This is a genomic window from Pseudomonas sp. GXM4, assembly GCF_008923895.1.
Taxonomy (GTDB): Bacteria; Pseudomonadota; Gammaproteobacteria; order Pseudomonadales; family Pseudomonadaceae; genus Aquipseudomonas; species Aquipseudomonas atacamensis.
In genome coordinates this window covers 1-14,493 of the sequence record NZ_WBRZ01000143.1, presented here as the reverse complement: position 1 = coordinate 14,493, position 14,493 = coordinate 1, and the positions used below count along the sequence as shown (strand labels likewise).

The window sequence follows — 14,493 nt, the reverse complement described above, 5'->3', positions numbered from 1 at the left end:
CCTGCTCAAACTCCGGACGTCCGGCAAACTTCTCTTCCGGGCTCGGCGCGAGGAAGCCATTGACTGGTGTTTGCTTGTTACCAAACCACGCATCGAACGTGCGGTAGAAACGTGAGATGGCTTTCGCGCCAACTTGCCAGCCATCCGGGTTATCAGCGGTGTGCACGTGGGTATGACGCAGCACCATCAGTTGTGGGCGCGGTACGTCTGGGTTGTTGTCCAGTGCAGTCTGGAATTTGTTCTTCAGGTCGAGGACTTCTTCGTCGCCTTTCATCAATGGCGTGACCATGACGTTGCAGCCGTTGGCCACGGCGAAGTTGTGCGAGTCGGGGTCGCGGGCGGCGATCCACATGGGTGGGTTGGGCTTCTGGATCGGCTTCGGCACGCTGGTCGAGGTGGGGAATTTCCAGATGTCGCCGTCGTGGGCGTAGTCGCCTTGCCACAGGGCGCGGACCACCGGGACCATTTCGCGCAGGGCCTGGCCGCCGCTGGAGGCGGGCATGCCGCCGGCCATGCGGTCAAATTCAACCTGATAGGCGCCGCGCGCGAGGCCGACTTCCATGCGGCCGTTGCTGATGACGTCGAGCAGGGCGCATTCGCCGGCCACGCGTAGCGGGTGCCAGAACGGCGCGATGATGGTGCCGGCGCCGAGGTGGATGGTGGTGGTTTTCGCTGCGAGGTAGGCCAGCAGCGGCATCGGGCTTGGGGAAATGGTGTATTCCATAGCGTGGTGTTCGCCGATCCACACGGTGCTGAAACCGCCGGCCTCGGCCATCAGGGTCAGTTCGGTCAGGTCTTCGAACAATTGGCGGTGGCTGATGCTTTCGTCCCAGCGTTCCATGTGTACGAACAGGGAAAATTTCATGACGCTACCTCGAGTCTTTTGTAATTGGCCGGTCGTGTGCGGGCCTGTCGAACTGACGTGAACGCGTTGCGCTCGCGAGTCTTCTCACCATTCAAGCACGCCTTCGAGGACGGCTGTTCGGTTGATTGAATAGTGGTATACCATAATACGGAATATCCGCAAAATATTTCTGACCGACACTTCGAACAAGGAAGGCGCAAGCAATGAACATAAAACAAAAACTGACTCTGGCGTTTGCGGTAATCGCCAGCCTGCCGGTGTTACTGGTGGCAGCGCTGATCATCCTCAATGTCCGCGAGGGCGCGCGCGACACCTTTACCGACAGCACCGGGCGCGAGGTGCGTCAGGTGGAAAACGCGATGCAGCTGTTTTTCGAGGGCATCAGCCAAAACGTTGCCTATCTGGCCGAGCATCCGCAACTGCAGAGCATCGACACCAGCCTCAAACGCTACCTGAGCAGCGACGCCGCGCAAGTGCCGATGGGGCCGCAGGATCAACAGCTGTTCAAGCTGTTCGACGGTCTGGCCAAGGCGCACCCGGCTTACACTTATCTATCTGTCGGCACCGAGCAGGGCGGTTACCTGTTCTGGCCGGGCGATGCGAAGTTGGCGAACTACGATCCGCGCACCCGGCCCTGGTACAAAACCGCGATGGCCAACCCCGGCAAAACCCTGCGCACCGAGGCCTATTACTGGGCGGCGGATGACGTGGTGCTGGTGAGCACCGTGCGCAGCTTCAACAACCAGTTGGGCAGCAATGCCGGCGTGGTCAACATCGATGTGTCGCTCAAGCAATTGACCGACCTGGTCAAGCAGATCCGCCTCGGCGAGAGCGGTTATCTGATGCTGATGGAAGCCAACAACACCGTGCTGGTCGACCCGAGCGATCCGGCGCACAACTTCAAGAAACTCAGCGATCTCGGCGACGGTTATCAGCAACTGGCCGAGGCGGGCAAAGGGCTGGTCGAGGTGCAACTGGCCGGCGAGGATTACATGGCGCTGGTCTGGCCGTCGCAGGCGTTGGGCTGGCGGTTTGTCGGCTTGGTCAAGGCGAGCGAAGTGATGGCCGGGGCGACGCATTTGACCTGGCTGATCGGCGCGATCGCTGTGGTTTGCGCACTGTTGTTTGCAATGGCCGGCGCGTGGTTTGCCGGGTTGATGGTCAAGCCGATTCGTGGTGTCGCCAGCGGACTCGAAGGCATTGCCCAGGGCGAGGGCGATCTGACTGCGCGACTGGAAGTGCGCGGGCAGGATGAAACCGCGCAACTGGCCGGCTGGTTCAATCAGTTTCTGGAAGCGATTCGTACGTTGATTCAGCGCATCGGCCAGGCAGCGGGGCAGATTCACAGCAGCTCTGGCAGCGCCACTGAAGTCTCGGCGGAAATGGCCGACGTCGCTTCGCGTCAGCGTGAGGCGGTGGACATGGTTTCTACGGCGTTTCACGAAATGGTCGCCACTTCCAACGAGGTTGCGCGCTCGTGCAGTCAGGCGGCCGACTCGGCAGACAACGGTCAGCGTCAGGCTCACATCGGGCAGCAGCAGATCGACGCGGCGGTGAGCAACGTCGGGCGCTTGAGTCAGGAGATCGGCCACAGTGCCGAGTCGATGCAGCAACTGGAGCAGGACAGCAACGACATCCAGTCGATCCTCGGCACCATCCGCTCGATTGCCGAGCAGACCAATCTGCTCGCGCTCAACGCCGCCATTGAGGCCGCGCGCGCTGGTGAACAGGGCAGGGGCTTTGCCGTGGTCGCTGATGAAGTCCGGGCGCTGGCCAAACGTACCTCGGATTCCACCGGTGAGATTGACGCACTGCTCGGCAATCTGGCGCGGCGCACCCACCAGATGGGCAAGCAGATGCACGCCAGCCTTGAGGTGTCACAGGAAACCGTGGTGTCGATCAACGAGGCACGGGCGAGTTTTGAGTTGATCCGTGAATCGGTCGACGTGATCCGCGACATGAACACGCAGATCGCCACGGCGGCGGAGGAACAGCATCAGGTGGCGGAGGACATCAATCGGCACATCAGCCAGATTCATGGCGATGCGCAGTTGGTGGCGAGCCTGGCGGATTCGACTCGGCAGGATGCGCAGAACCTGACGGCGTTGTCGCAGACGTTGAATCAGTTGGTGAGCCGGTTTAGGACCTGAAACGGTCGCCCAGGCAACACCAAAACCTGTGGGAGCGAGCTTGCTCGCGAAGGCGTCGGGTCAGTCAAAAATATAACAACTGACCCATCGCTTTCGCGAGCAGGCTCGCTCCCACATGGAATATCCGAGATCTGGTGAAATCACGCCACAACCGGCAACGCACCCATCTTGCCGTGGCAATACACCAGCGGTCCGGCGACCTGCTCGGGGACGATCAGGTTCTTCACTGCGCCGACCATGATCGCGTGGTCGCCACCTTCGTATTCACGCCACAACTCGCACTCGATCACCGCCGTGGCATTGGCGAGGATCGGGTTGCCCAGTTCGCTCAAAGTCCACTCGATGCCCTGCGCCTTGTCCTTGCCTTTGCGGGCGAAGGCATAGGCCTCGCTTTGCTGCACGCTGGACAACAGGTGAATCGCAAAGCGTTTGTTCTTGATCAGCACGGGATAAGAGTCGGAGCTGTAATTGGGGCAGAACAGCACCAGCGCCGGGTCCATCGACAACGAGCTGAACGCGCTGGCGGTCAGGCCGACGATCTGACCGTCGTCGTCCAGCGTGGTGATAACGGTGACGCCGGACGGGAACGAGCCCATGACTTGTTTGTAAATGGCAGCATCGATCATTGGGTGGTCCTCGGGTGGTGTGACGCGGTTTTTATGGTTTGTAGGTCTGATGGTATACCGTAATACATATCTTGCAAGAGCTTTTCTGGTGAACCGATAAACGTGCCACTTTCGTCGGAAACTCAGTGTTTACGGGGCTTTCAGCTAGCCGGTCAGGGGTGGGATCAGCGAGGATAGCGGATCAGACAGCGACAGAATCAGCGGATCAGGCTTGTGCAAAGTTTGGAATACCATAATATGGTCTGCATCTGAGGGGCGACCCAAGAGTCCTCCCGGTTTGGCTTCATACAAAGATAAAAACAGACAAACTCGAGTTCATGCATATGTCCCAGATGTCCCGGCAAGATCCGTTGATCGAGAATCATACGGTCGATTACGTCCCACTCGCGGAACGCCACGGGAAGGCCCGCGATCTGTTCACTCTTTGGTTCAGCACCAACATCGCGCCACTGCCCATCGTCACCGGCGCCATGGTGGTTCAGGTGTTCCACCTCAATCTGTTCTGGGGGCTGCTGGCGATTGCCCTGGGGCACATGATCGGCGGCGTGGTGATTGCGCTGGCCTCGGCGCAGGGCCCGCGCATGGGCATTCCGCAAATGGTCCAGAGTCGCGGTCAGTTCGGCCGCTATGGCGCGCTGCTGATCGTGTTCTTCGCAGCGCTCATCTACATCGGTTTCTTCATTTCCAACATCGTGCTGGCCGGCAAATCCATCGTCGGCATTGCCCCGTCAGTGCCGGCACCGCTGAGCATTCTGATCGGCGCGCTGGCCGCCACCGCGATCGGTGTGATCGGCTACAACTTCATCCATACGCTCAACCGCATCGGCACCTGGGTGATGGGCGGCGCATTGCTCGCAGGCTTCATCTACATCTTCGCCCATGACTTGCCGGCAGATTTCCTGACGCGCGGCAGTTTCAACCTGTCCGGCTGGCTGGCGACGGTATCGCTGGGGATCATCTGGCAGATCAGCTTCTCGCCATACGTCTCCGACTATTCGCGTTATCTGCCAGCAGACATCGGTATCGCCAAACCCTTCTGGGCGACGTATCTGGGCGCGACGCTGGGCACGATTCTGTCGTTCAGTTTTGGCGCGGTGGCAGTGCTGGCGACGCCGGAAGGCACTGAAGCGATGGCGGCGGTCAAGCAGTCTACCGGCTGGCTGGGGCCGATTCTGATGGTGCTGTTTCTGCTCAACATCATCAGCCACAACGCGCTCAATCTGTATGGCGCGGTGTTGTCGATCATCACCTCGATCCAGACGTTTGCCAGCCAGTGGACGCCGAGTATCAAGGTGCGCGTGGTGCTGTCGAGCGTGATCCTGGCCGGGTGCTGCGTGGTCGCCCTCGGCGCTTCGGCGGATTTCATTTCCGAGTTCATTGGACTGATTCTCGCGCTGTTGCTGGTGCTGGTGCCATGGGCGTCGATCAACCTGATCGACTTCTACCTGATCAAGCGCGGCAACTACGACATCGCCTCGATCTTCCGCGCCGACGGCGGGATCTACGGGCGCTTCAACCTGCACGCGATCATTGCCTACTTCATCGGCATCATCGTGCAACTGCCGTTTGCCAACACCTCGCTGTACGTCGGGCCATACGCCAATCTGGTGGAAGGTGCTGACCTGTCGTGGCTGGTTGGCCTGGTGGTCACCGTGCCGTTGTATTACTGCCTGGCAACTCGCGGTCAGGCGCAGCAGAGCAGGGCGGCCAGACTCGGCTATACCGACTGATCCAAACTGCAACAGAGCAATGCCCGGCCCAGCGCCGGGCATTTTTGTTTGCGTATTTCAGCGGTCACGGAAAATGGCCATATCGATCCCCTTTTGGCCTGCCGCCTACTGTCATCGCGCTACGCTGTCAGCAAGAATCGAAACCATAACAACAGGCTCGACCTTTTTTGCCCTTGGCTATCGTTACAGCCACTGCCGTGTACAGAACAAAAAAACCATCGATCTCACGTCGCATTCGGGGAAACAACCATGGTCACGATCAAACGCATTCTGGGCGCCACCGTGTGTGGCCTGACGCTGCTGGCCAGCGCCGTCCAGGCCGAGCAGCGCGAACTGCGGGTGTACAACTGGGCGGATTACATTCTGCCGTCAGTGCCCAAGGACTTCGCCGAGCAAAGCAAGATCAAAGTGACCTGGGACACCTTTGACACCAACGAATCTCTGGAAGCCAAACTGCTCACCGGCAACTCCGGTTACGACCTGGTGGTGCCGTCCAACCAGTTCATCGAAACCCAGATCAAGGCCGGCGTGTTCCAGAAACTCGACAAGTCGAAATTGCCGAACTGGCAGCACCAGGATCCGGCGTTGCTCAAGTTGCTCGACGCCAACGACCCCGGCAACCAGTACGGCGTGCCATACATGTACGGCACCGTGCTGATCGGCTTCAACCCGGCCAAGGTCAAGGCTGCCCTGGGCGACAACGCGCCGGTGGACAGTTGGGATCTGGTGTTCAAGCCCGAGAACATGGAAAAGCTCAAGGCCTGTGGCGTGGCGATGCTCGATTCGCCGTCGGAAATCCTGCCGCTGGCCCTGCATTACCTCGGCCTCGATCCGAACAGCCAGAACCCGGCGGACTATGAAAAGGCCAAGGCCTTGATGATGAAGATTCGCCCGTACGTGACCTACTTCAACTCGGCCAAGTACATGACCGACATCGCCAACGGCGACATCTGCGTGGCGATCGGTTATTCCGGCAGCTTCTACCAGTTCGGCAATCGCGCCAAAGAAGCGGGCAACGGCGTGGTGGTCGACTGGCGTCTGCCGAAGGAGGGCGCGCCGATCTGGTTCGACACCTTCGCCATTCCGAAGAGCGCGAAGAACGTCGCCGAGGCCCACGAATTCCTCAACCACTTGCTCGACCCGAAAGTGATCGCACCGATCAGCGATTTCCTTGGTTACCCGAATGCCAACAAGGACTCGATGCCGCTGGTCAACAAGGACATCACCGACAACCCCAACCTGACCCCGACCAGCGAAGCGCTGAAAACCCTGTATGTGGTGCAGCCGTTGCCGCAGAAAATGGAGCGGGTGCGCACGCGGGTGTGGACGAGTATCAAGTCCGATAAATAAGTATCGGCTGTACGAAATCACTGTGGGAGCGAGCTTGCTCGCGAAAGCGGAGTGTCAGTCGATGTAAATGTGACTGATCCGGCGCCTTCGCGAGCAAGCTCGCTTCCATAGGGTTATGAGTAGGGTCATTCAGGGCTGCGTTCAGCCTCGCGGGTCGTCACCAGGCTCAACAGCACCGACCCGAGAATCACCGTCCCGACGATTGCCAGCGACCATTCCACCGGCATGTGGAACCACGGCATCAGCACCATCTTGCCGCCGATGAACACCAGCACGATCGCCAGCCCGTATTTGAGCAGGTGAAAGCGATCAGCCATGTCCGCCAGCAGGAAGTACAGCGCGCGCAGGCCCATGATCGCGAAGATGTTCGAGGTGAAAACAATGAACGGGTCGGTGGTGACGGCGAAGATCGCTGGAATGCTGTCGACCGCGAACATCAGGTCGCTGGCCTCGATCAGCACCAGCACGAGGAACATCGGTGTTGCCCAGCGCACGCCGTTCTGCAGGATGAAAAACTTCTCGCCGTGAAAGCCACTGGTGATGCGCATATGCCCGCGCACCCAGCGCAGTAACGGATTCTTTTCCAGATCCGGTTGATGATCAGCGAACACCAGCATCTTGATCCCGGTGATGATCAGGAACACACCGAAGGCATACAGCAGCCATTCGAACTGCGACACCAGCCACACACCGGCAAAAATCATGATCGCGCGCATCACAATCGCGCCGAGCACGCCGTACAGCAGCACCCGTCGTTGCAATTCCGGCGGTACGGCGAAGTAGCTGAAGATCATCACGAAGATGAACATGTTGTCGATCGACAGCGACTGCTCGATCAGATAGCCGGTGAGAAATTCCAGGGTTTTCTGTCGGGCGATTTCACCGCCGAATTCACCGTGCAGATACCACCAGAGCAATCCGGCAAAACTCAGCGCCAACAGGCACCAGGCAACCACCCAGGCCGACGCTTCCCGCACCGACACCCGGTGCGCCTTGCGCCCGCCGAAGACAAACAAGTCCAGGGCCAGCATGGCCAGAACGAAGATGATGAAGGCACCCCACATCCAGGGTTCGCCGATATTGATGTTCGTGGCAGGCATGGCACGCTCCCCTGTCTTTTTATTTGCAGCAAGCACATCTCCTGTGGGAGCGAGCCTGCTCGCGAATGCGATGGAACAGCGAAGTTGAGGTTGCTGACCCACCGCGTTCGCGAGCAGGCTCGCTCCCACAGGGATCATCTTCTCTTCTCGATCAAAGTCTGACGGGGCCATGCTAGCGACGGATCTGGAGCAAAGAAAAATCGTTTATTTCTGACTGACAGTTCGGCAAAAACGAAGTGTCAGCGGAAAAACTCCCCCGGTGTCTCGCCAAACTGCTGACGAAACGCGGCGATAAACGCCGAGGTCGAGTCGTATCCACAAGCCAGCGCAACGTCGGTCACACGCTCGCCTTTTTCCAGCGGGGTCAGGGCGCCGAGCAAGCGCAAGCGCTGGCGCCAGGCGCGGAAGGTCAGGCCGGTGTCGCGCAAAAACAGCCGCGTCAGAGTCTTTTCGGTGACACCGAATTTTTCGCTCCAGTGGCTCAGCGTGGTCTGCTGCTCCGGGTGTTGCTCCAGGCTCTGATAGATCTGCTTCAGGCGCGGGTCTTGCGGCAGCGGCAGCATCAAGTCGATGGTCGGCGCGTCGGCCAATTGATCTAGGATCACCTCGGCCAAGCGTCCGTCAGGGCCGCTTTCGTCGTATTCCACTGGCACCTGACTGAAGGCGCGAATCAACTCCCTGAGCAAATCGCTGACGCCGAGCACATGGCAATGCTCAGCCGCCCAGCCGGTGACGCTGCTGTCGATGTACAGGCTGCGCATTTCCGTATGCGGTGCGCTGAACACCCGGTGCGGCACGCCGGCCGGAATCCACACCGCACGCTCCGGCGGCGCGACGAATCGGCCGGCGCTGGTCTGCACTTCGAGCACGCCTTGAATCGCGTAGGACAACTGCACCCACGGATGACTGTGGCGGCGGGTGAGGGCGCGATTGGGCAGCGATTCGGTGCGTCCGTACACGGGGCGCGGCAGGCTGGGCAACCCGGGAACACTGCGGCGCACGCTTTTGCTATGTCCTTTAGGCGGCATCTTGCGGCTCTTCGGCGTTAGTCGGTAATTGCCAGTCACGTTAGAGTCGTCGGCACGCACTGGCAACCCCCGGATGAATCTCATGACGCGCCCACGTTTTCTGCCCGATAACTTCACGCTGACCTTGATCGGCGTTGTGCTGCTGGCGAGCTTCCTGCCGGCCAGCGGCCAGGTCGCGGTCGGCTTCGGCTGGCTGACCAACATCGCCATCGCCCTGCTGTTTTTCCTGCACGGCGCCAAGCTGTCGCGGGAATCGATCATCGCCGGCGCCGGCCACTGGCGTCTGCATCTGCTGGTGTTCGGGCTGACCTTCGTGCTCTTCCCGATTCTCGGTCTGGCGCTGAAGCCGCTGTTGTCACCGCTGATCGGTGATCAGCTGTACATGGGCATGCTCTACCTCTGCGCGTTGCCCGCCACCGTGCAGTCGGCGATCGCGTTCACTTCGCTGGCGCGGGGCAATATTCCGGCGGCGATCTGCAGTGCAGCGGCGTCCAGCCTGTTCGGGATTTTTCTCACGCCGCTGCTGGTGACGCTTCTGCTCAACGTCCACGGCGACGGCGGCTCGACGCTCGATGCGATCGTCAAAATCAGTGTGCAATTGCTCCTGCCATTTATTGCCGGGCAGATCGCCCGCCGCTGGATCGGCGCGTGGGTAGGGCGCAACAAGAACTGGCTGAAATTCGTCGATCAGGGCTCGATTCTGCTGGTGGTCTACGGCGCATTCAGCGAGGCGGTCAACGAAGGCATCTGGCAGCAGATTCCGTTGTTCGAGTTGCTCGGTCTGGTCGTGGTCTGCTGCATCCTGCTGACGTTGGTTCTGGTGGCATCAATTCTGTTGAGCAAAGCCCTCGGCTTCAATCAGGAAGACCGCATCACCATCCTGTTCTGCGGCTCGAAAAAGAGCCTGGCGACCGGCGTGCCGATGGCGCAGGTACTGTTTGCTGGCAGCACCATCGGCGTGCTGATTCTACCGCTGATGCTGTTCCACCAGATTCAGCTGATGGTCTGCGCGGTATTGGCCCAGCGCTATGCGAAACGACCAGAGTCGGTGCCGGATCTGATGGCGCAGGTTGATCCGTAAAAGGGTTCACAGCCCCGAATACTTGACCGCCGCTGCCGCCCGCGTCGGCACATCCAGCGTGCGCAGCAACGAAGACACATGGATACGTACCGTGAACGGGGAGATATCCAGTTCACGGGCAATTTCCTTGTTGGTCTTGCCTTGCGCGATCAAACGCAGCACGTCCTGCTGACGCGGCGTCAGCGTCGTCGCGGTTTCCAGCGGCAACAAGCCGGACGGCGCCGACTTCACCAGCACCTCGCCTTCACGGATCGCCAGAATCGCCTGGCCGATTTCATCCGGCGCAATGTTCTTGCCGATAAAACCGTCAATGCCCGCCGCCATGACTTCACTGATCAGCGTCTGATCGTCAACCATCGACACCACGATCAGCGTGGTGCGCGGCAATCGTTGGCGCAAGTCGGCGAGCTGGGTGATGCAGGTCAGCCCGGGAAAACGCAGATCGAGCATCAGCGTGTCCGGCTCGTCGCCCTGTGGCAGCAGCTTGAGCACCGCGTCGAAGTCGCCGGCCTCACAGATATTCGCTTCGGGCAGCAAGCGCTGCACGGTGCGCAGCATTGCCTCGCGAAACAGTGGGTGATCGTCGGCTATGATGATCCGGCACGTCATGATGCGACCCTCCCTGGGTCAGGCGTGATTCAAGGCCTGCACCTTAGCACTGGACGCGAAGGTTGCCTGTAGGCTGCTTCCGAAACTGCAATCGCTGCACAAGGACGTTTCCCATGAAGTTCGAGAAAAACACCGAACTCGACCAAGCCAATCTGCGCATCATCATCGCCGCCATCGCGGTGGTTTACATGGTCGTACTGGTCTTTCTGCCGGGCCATCGCTTCGAGACCTACCTGCCCGTCATCACCTATATCAGCCTGTTCCTGCTGGCGTCGATCGTGTTTCGGCAAGCCATTGCGCGTTGGCCCGGGCATTATCCGGCGCGGCGGATTTTTGCCATGGTCCACGATTACACCGGCACCTGTTTTGGACTGGTGATCGGCGGCGAAGCGGCGCTGCCGTTGTATGCGGTGATGGTCTGGGTCAATCTCGGCAACGGCATGCGCTACGGCTCGCGCTATCTGGCGATTGCCACCGGCCTTGCATTGGTGGCGCTGCTGGTGGTCTATCGCTTGACGCCGTATTGGCAGGCGCAGCCGTTCATGGTGTTGATGCTGCTGATCACCAGCACGGTGATTCCGTTTTATGCGCACTTGCTGCTCGAGCGTACGCGCAAGGCGTCGGAAGAAGCGCTGGCGGCTAATCTGGAAAAGTCGCGGTTTCTGGCGCAGGCCAGTCATGACTTGCGTCAGCCGATTCATTCCATCGGTCTGTTTACCGCGTGTCTGCGGGAGTCGCGCCTGGGCGATGACGAGCGGCGGCTGGTCGATAACATCGACCGCTCACTGCTCAACGTCTCGCAATTGTTCCGCTCGATTCTCGACCTCTACACCCTCGATAACGGTCGGGTCGAAGCGAAAATGCAAACGCTCAATCTTGGTGAATGGCTTGCGGACATCGTCTGCCAACATCAGGAAGCGGCCCGTTGGGCGGGGGTCGAGCTGCGCCTGCGACCGTGCAACTACTGGGTCAGAACCGACCCGGCGCTGCTCGCGACCATGGTGCAGAACGTGCTCTCCAACTGCTTCAAATACGGCGCGCAGCGGCCGGTGCTGATTGGCGTGCGTAAACGCGGGGCAGGGTTGGCCATCGTCATCCATGACCGTGGCAACGGCATTGCCGAAGAGCATTTGCACAAGGTTTTCGAGGAGTTTTATCGCGTGCGGCAAGTGCGCGACAAAGATGTCGAGGGCGTCGGGCTGGGCCTGTCGATCATCAAGCGTCTTGGTGAACTGATCGATGTGCACGTTGCTCTGCGTTCACGGTTGGGACGCGGCACCGCTGTGACGCTTGCGGGGTTGCCGATCGTGGCCGCGCCGCAGTCACCGGTGGTTCGCAGTGAAGCGCGGCAGGTGGGTTTGTTGACCGGGCTGAAGGTGTGTCTGGTCGAGGATGACCGCAACGTGCTGCTGGCGACTTCGGCGTTGCTTGAACGCTGGGGCTGCGTGGTGCAGGGCGAGTGGTCGGCTGAAGATCTGGTCACCGACTGCGACATCATCGTCGCCGACTATGACCTGGGCACTCACGCCACTGGCATCGAATGCATTGATGAAGTGCGCAGGCAGCGCGGCTGGGCCGTGCCGGCGATGATCATCACCGGGCACGACGTCGAGAAGATTCAGGCAGCCTTGCATGACCGGCAGATTGCGATTCTGTCGAAACCTGTGCGGCCGGCCGAGTTACGCGCGACGTTGCGCGCCCTGCGTGATCGACAAGGCGCAGCGGTTGAACAGATGCTGTAAAGGCCGATGTAAACGGGCGGCTCAGGAGCTCGCCCGTTATTTCGCGGCGATTATTGTGGGCTGTTGAACTGGTCGGAATAGCTGCCGGTCATCAGCGCCGATGCCACGCGATCAGAACCGACTCCGACCCGGGAGTAGGCCACTCGGTTGACGCCGGTGCGGTCGGCCCCATCCGCTGCCAATGCTCCGGCACCGACACGATCAGCGCCATCGGCAGCCACTGCGCCGGCACCGACACGATCAGCACCATCGGCAGCCACCGCGCCGGCACCGACACGATCAGCACCATCGGCAGCCACCGCGCCGGCACCGACACGATCAGCACCATCGGCAGCCACTGCGCCCGCACCGACACGATCGGCGCCGTCAGCAGCGACTGCGCCCGCGCCGACACGATCAGCGCCATCGGCAGCCACCGCGCCTGCGCCCACGCGATCAGCGCCATCGGCAGCCACTGCGCCCGCGCCGACACGATCAGCACCATCGGCAGCCACCGCGCCGGCGCCGACACGATCAGCGCCATCGGCAGCCACAGCGCCTGCGCCAACATGATCAGCCCCATCCGAAGCCAACGCCTGCGGTTGCGCCGCCAAGACATTCGGCACCACAAGGCTGGCCGCTACCGCAAGAAGCACGCCTGACAACAACTTGTATTTCATGGTTTTCTCCACGACCCAGCAGCCAGAAAGCGATGAGATGTCGTCCGTTGCGTATGCCCGGCGCAGTGACTCATTGGCTTGGGTTTTACCTGGTTGGCGAAAGGCACGGGCACACCGAGCGGCGTGCGGGTGTCGAGATAATTTTGATCGAGCCGATTGAGTATAGGATCGGCCTCGGGAACTGCCACGGCGGGGAGATCGACGGACAAAAAAAGACGAAGCCCGCATTGCGCGGGCTTCTTGGTGTGGAGCTGTTTACATTCTTGCCAGTGTCTGAGCCAGATCGGCGCGCAAGTCTTCAACGTCCTCAACCCCAACTGACAACCGCACTGATCAGAGCCTTCAGCCACGACGTAGTTGAGCAATTCGCCAATCAACAGGCGTTCGACTCACTGGCTCGGCTCAAGCTAATTGGTGAGTGCAGGCCGAAGGCCGGAAACGTTTGGGATTGAAGCCCGAAAGGGTGAAACGGGCCGGCTCTTTGGCCTGGCTCAACGCGCACCGCGAAAGTCCGGTCCGCAGGGAACGTCCGATGGCAGGATCGGCAGTAAGCCATCTCTGATCGCATGCGACCATTGCAACGATGGCCTCAGCGACTTGAAGCAAGAAGCTTGACACTTGTTTCCGGTCCCGCTGGCCGCTGAGATTAAACGCCTTCAATCGGGTGAGTGACGTTCCATTTTTCGGCAAAAGCTTTGCCTTGCTCGATTTGTTCGGGTGTCATTTTTTTAGAATATTCTTCTAATCTTTCCCGATCATACTCTTTATCAGACTCATCATTTTCTAAGCCTGCTAAAAAGAACATAAGGCCATAAGCCTTCACCATATCAAATGGAAAGCCGTAGTAATTTGGATTACTTGCATACTCTCGAGCAAGCAAACCGATGCCACTGCCGTCACCCGCCTTCGCAGACTCCTCTAGCCAATACCGGGAAACTGATAGGTCTCCGTTATCTTCATAGATGGAGGCTGCATAGGCAATCATTGCTTTTGGATAGCCATTTTCAGCCGCTCGCTTATACCATTTGTTGGTTTCCTTGCGGCGCTGCCCAAACCACCAAAAAAATCCATCACCAGCTGAATAACTCTCGGCAAGCTGATATTGTGCGAATGGGTACCCTCCCTCTGCTGATTTAATCAGCATTTTAAAGTCAGAATTGCCCACGTATAACAAATAGGCAGCTTCCATGTCACCGGAAGCAATTTTTTCTCGCGCAATCTTCTCAAATTCTGATTTCCACTCGCGCTGAGTTTTATCTCCCTTAGGGCAGTTATCAACGATGGTGCATAATTTATCTCCATCATCAAGAGCCAGACGAAGTAGGGAGTTAAAATTTCCTTGATTAGCAGAATGTACTAGCCATTCGCGCGTATCTTCCACCCTATGTTTTTTAGCATAACGAAGCTCATCCTGTAGATGAAACCACTCTCCTACAACATCCGACTTGGCTACCCAATCATTTAGTTCGCCTAGTTGTTGCAAATCATTTGAGGCAAATTTCTCCATTAAAGTTTTTTTGTACTCTTGATCCCATTCACCTCGGCTTTTTTCC

Annotated in this window: 12 protein-coding genes and 1 pseudogene; 6 read left to right on the top strand and 7 right to left on the bottom strand. The window is 59.2% G+C overall.

What is annotated here, in order from left to right:
- Positions 1-865: LLM class flavin-dependent oxidoreductase (locus F8N49_RS17550; protein WP_151551987.1), on the bottom strand; the 865-nt coding region annotated here is incomplete at its 3' end.
- 203 nt (positions 866-1,068) lie between these two features.
- Here F8N49_RS17550 and F8N49_RS28630 point away from each other — a divergent pair.
- Positions 1,069-2,109 (top strand): annotated as a pseudogene (locus F8N49_RS28630) (cache domain-containing protein); the annotation flags it as partial.
- A 138-nt stretch (positions 2,110-2,247) separates the two neighbouring features.
- Entirely contained in the window at positions 2,248-3,015 is a 768-nt protein-coding gene (locus tag F8N49_RS28625) for a methyl-accepting chemotaxis protein (RefSeq protein WP_372241037.1), read from the top strand.
- A 140-nt stretch (positions 3,016-3,155) separates the two neighbouring features.
- Here the strand turns inward: F8N49_RS28625 and F8N49_RS17540 are convergent, their stop codons facing one another.
- Complete coding sequence (locus tag F8N49_RS17540) at positions 3,156-3,641, bottom strand: flavin reductase family protein (RefSeq protein ID WP_016775037.1); 486 nt, start codon at positions 3,639-3,641, stop codon at positions 3,156-3,158.
- Between the two features lie 323 nt (positions 3,642-3,964).
- On the opposite strand from F8N49_RS17540, the gene F8N49_RS17535 reads away from it, so the two are divergent.
- Positions 3,965-5,371: a cytosine permease gene (locus F8N49_RS17535; RefSeq protein ID WP_016775036.1), complete on the top strand. Its 1,407-nt coding sequence runs from the start codon at positions 3,965-3,967 to the stop codon at positions 5,369-5,371.
- A 249-nt stretch (positions 5,372-5,620) separates the two neighbouring features.
- Positions 5,621-6,721: a polyamine ABC transporter substrate-binding protein gene (locus F8N49_RS17530; RefSeq protein WP_016775035.1), complete on the top strand. Its 1,101-nt coding sequence runs from the start codon at positions 5,621-5,623 to the stop codon at positions 6,719-6,721.
- 125 nt (positions 6,722-6,846) lie between these two features.
- Here the strand turns inward: F8N49_RS17530 and F8N49_RS17525 are convergent, their stop codons facing one another.
- Both F8N49_RS17525 and F8N49_RS17520 read right to left on the bottom strand, forming a co-directional pair.
- Positions 6,847-7,821: a TerC family protein gene (locus tag F8N49_RS17525; RefSeq protein ID WP_151551985.1), complete on the bottom strand. Its 975-nt coding sequence runs from the start codon at positions 7,819-7,821 to the stop codon at positions 6,847-6,849.
- A gap of 239 nt (positions 7,822-8,060) precedes the next feature.
- Positions 8,061-8,849: a helix-turn-helix domain-containing protein gene (locus F8N49_RS17520; RefSeq protein ID WP_073471141.1), complete on the bottom strand. Its 789-nt coding sequence runs from the start codon at positions 8,847-8,849 to the stop codon at positions 8,061-8,063.
- Between the two features lie 82 nt (positions 8,850-8,931).
- Between F8N49_RS17520 and F8N49_RS17515 the strand changes: the two genes are divergently transcribed.
- A complete protein-coding gene (locus F8N49_RS17515) occupies positions 8,932-9,930 on the top strand; it encodes a bile acid:sodium symporter family protein (RefSeq protein WP_110645634.1) in 999 nt (332 codons plus the stop codon).
- Between the two features lie 6 nt (positions 9,931-9,936).
- Here the strand turns inward: F8N49_RS17515 and F8N49_RS17510 are convergent, their stop codons facing one another.
- Entirely contained in the window at positions 9,937-10,539 is a 603-nt protein-coding gene (locus tag F8N49_RS17510; protein ID WP_071172718.1) for a response regulator transcription factor, read from the bottom strand.
- 113 nt (positions 10,540-10,652) lie between these two features.
- Between F8N49_RS17510 and F8N49_RS17505 the strand changes: the two genes are divergently transcribed.
- A complete protein-coding gene (locus F8N49_RS17505) occupies positions 10,653-12,281 on the top strand; it encodes a HAMP domain-containing sensor histidine kinase (protein WP_151551984.1) in 1,629 nt (542 codons plus the stop codon).
- A gap of 91 nt (positions 12,282-12,372) precedes the next feature.
- On the opposite strand, the gene F8N49_RS17500 is transcribed toward F8N49_RS17505, so the two are convergent.
- The gene (locus F8N49_RS17500; RefSeq protein WP_178117005.1) at positions 12,373-12,843 is read right to left on the bottom strand and encodes a hypothetical protein; all 471 of its coding nucleotides are present in this window, start codon (positions 12,841-12,843) and stop codon (positions 12,373-12,375) included.
- A gap of 743 nt (positions 12,844-13,586) precedes the next feature.
- Positions 13,587-14,493 (bottom strand): tetratricopeptide repeat protein (locus tag F8N49_RS27930; RefSeq protein ID WP_178117002.1); only part of this gene is annotated, 907 nt, incomplete at its 5' end.

What these genes read in the sequence shown, in the direction of transcription:
- F8N49_RS28625 (WP_372241037.1), top strand. Translation starts at nt 2,248, where the DNA reads ATGGCCGACGTCGCTTCGCGTCAGCGTGAGGCGGTGGACATGGTTTCT.
- F8N49_RS17540 (WP_016775037.1), bottom strand. Translation starts at nt 3,641, where the DNA reads ATGATCGATGCTGCCATTTACAAACAAGTCATGGGCTCGTTCCCGTCC.
- F8N49_RS17535 (WP_016775036.1), top strand. Translation starts at nt 3,965, where the DNA reads ATGTCCCAGATGTCCCGGCAAGATCCGTTGATCGAGAATCATACGGTC.
- F8N49_RS17530 (WP_016775035.1), top strand. Translation starts at nt 5,621, where the DNA reads ATGGTCACGATCAAACGCATTCTGGGCGCCACCGTGTGTGGCCTGACG.
- F8N49_RS17525 (WP_151551985.1), bottom strand. Translation starts at nt 7,821, where the DNA reads ATGCCTGCCACGAACATCAATATCGGCGAACCCTGGATGTGGGGTGCC.
- F8N49_RS17520 (WP_073471141.1), bottom strand. Translation starts at nt 8,849, where the DNA reads ATGCCGCCTAAAGGACATAGCAAAAGCGTGCGCCGCAGTGTTCCCGGG.
- F8N49_RS17515 (WP_110645634.1), top strand. Translation starts at nt 8,932, where the DNA reads ATGACGCGCCCACGTTTTCTGCCCGATAACTTCACGCTGACCTTGATC.
- F8N49_RS17510 (WP_071172718.1), bottom strand. Translation starts at nt 10,539, where the DNA reads ATGACGTGCCGGATCATCATAGCCGACGATCACCCACTGTTTCGCGAG.
- F8N49_RS17505 (WP_151551984.1), top strand. Translation starts at nt 10,653, where the DNA reads ATGAAGTTCGAGAAAAACACCGAACTCGACCAAGCCAATCTGCGCATC.
- F8N49_RS17500 (WP_178117005.1), bottom strand. Translation starts at nt 12,843, where the DNA reads ATGGGGCTGATCATGTTGGCGCAGGCGCTGTGGCTGCCGATGGCGCTG.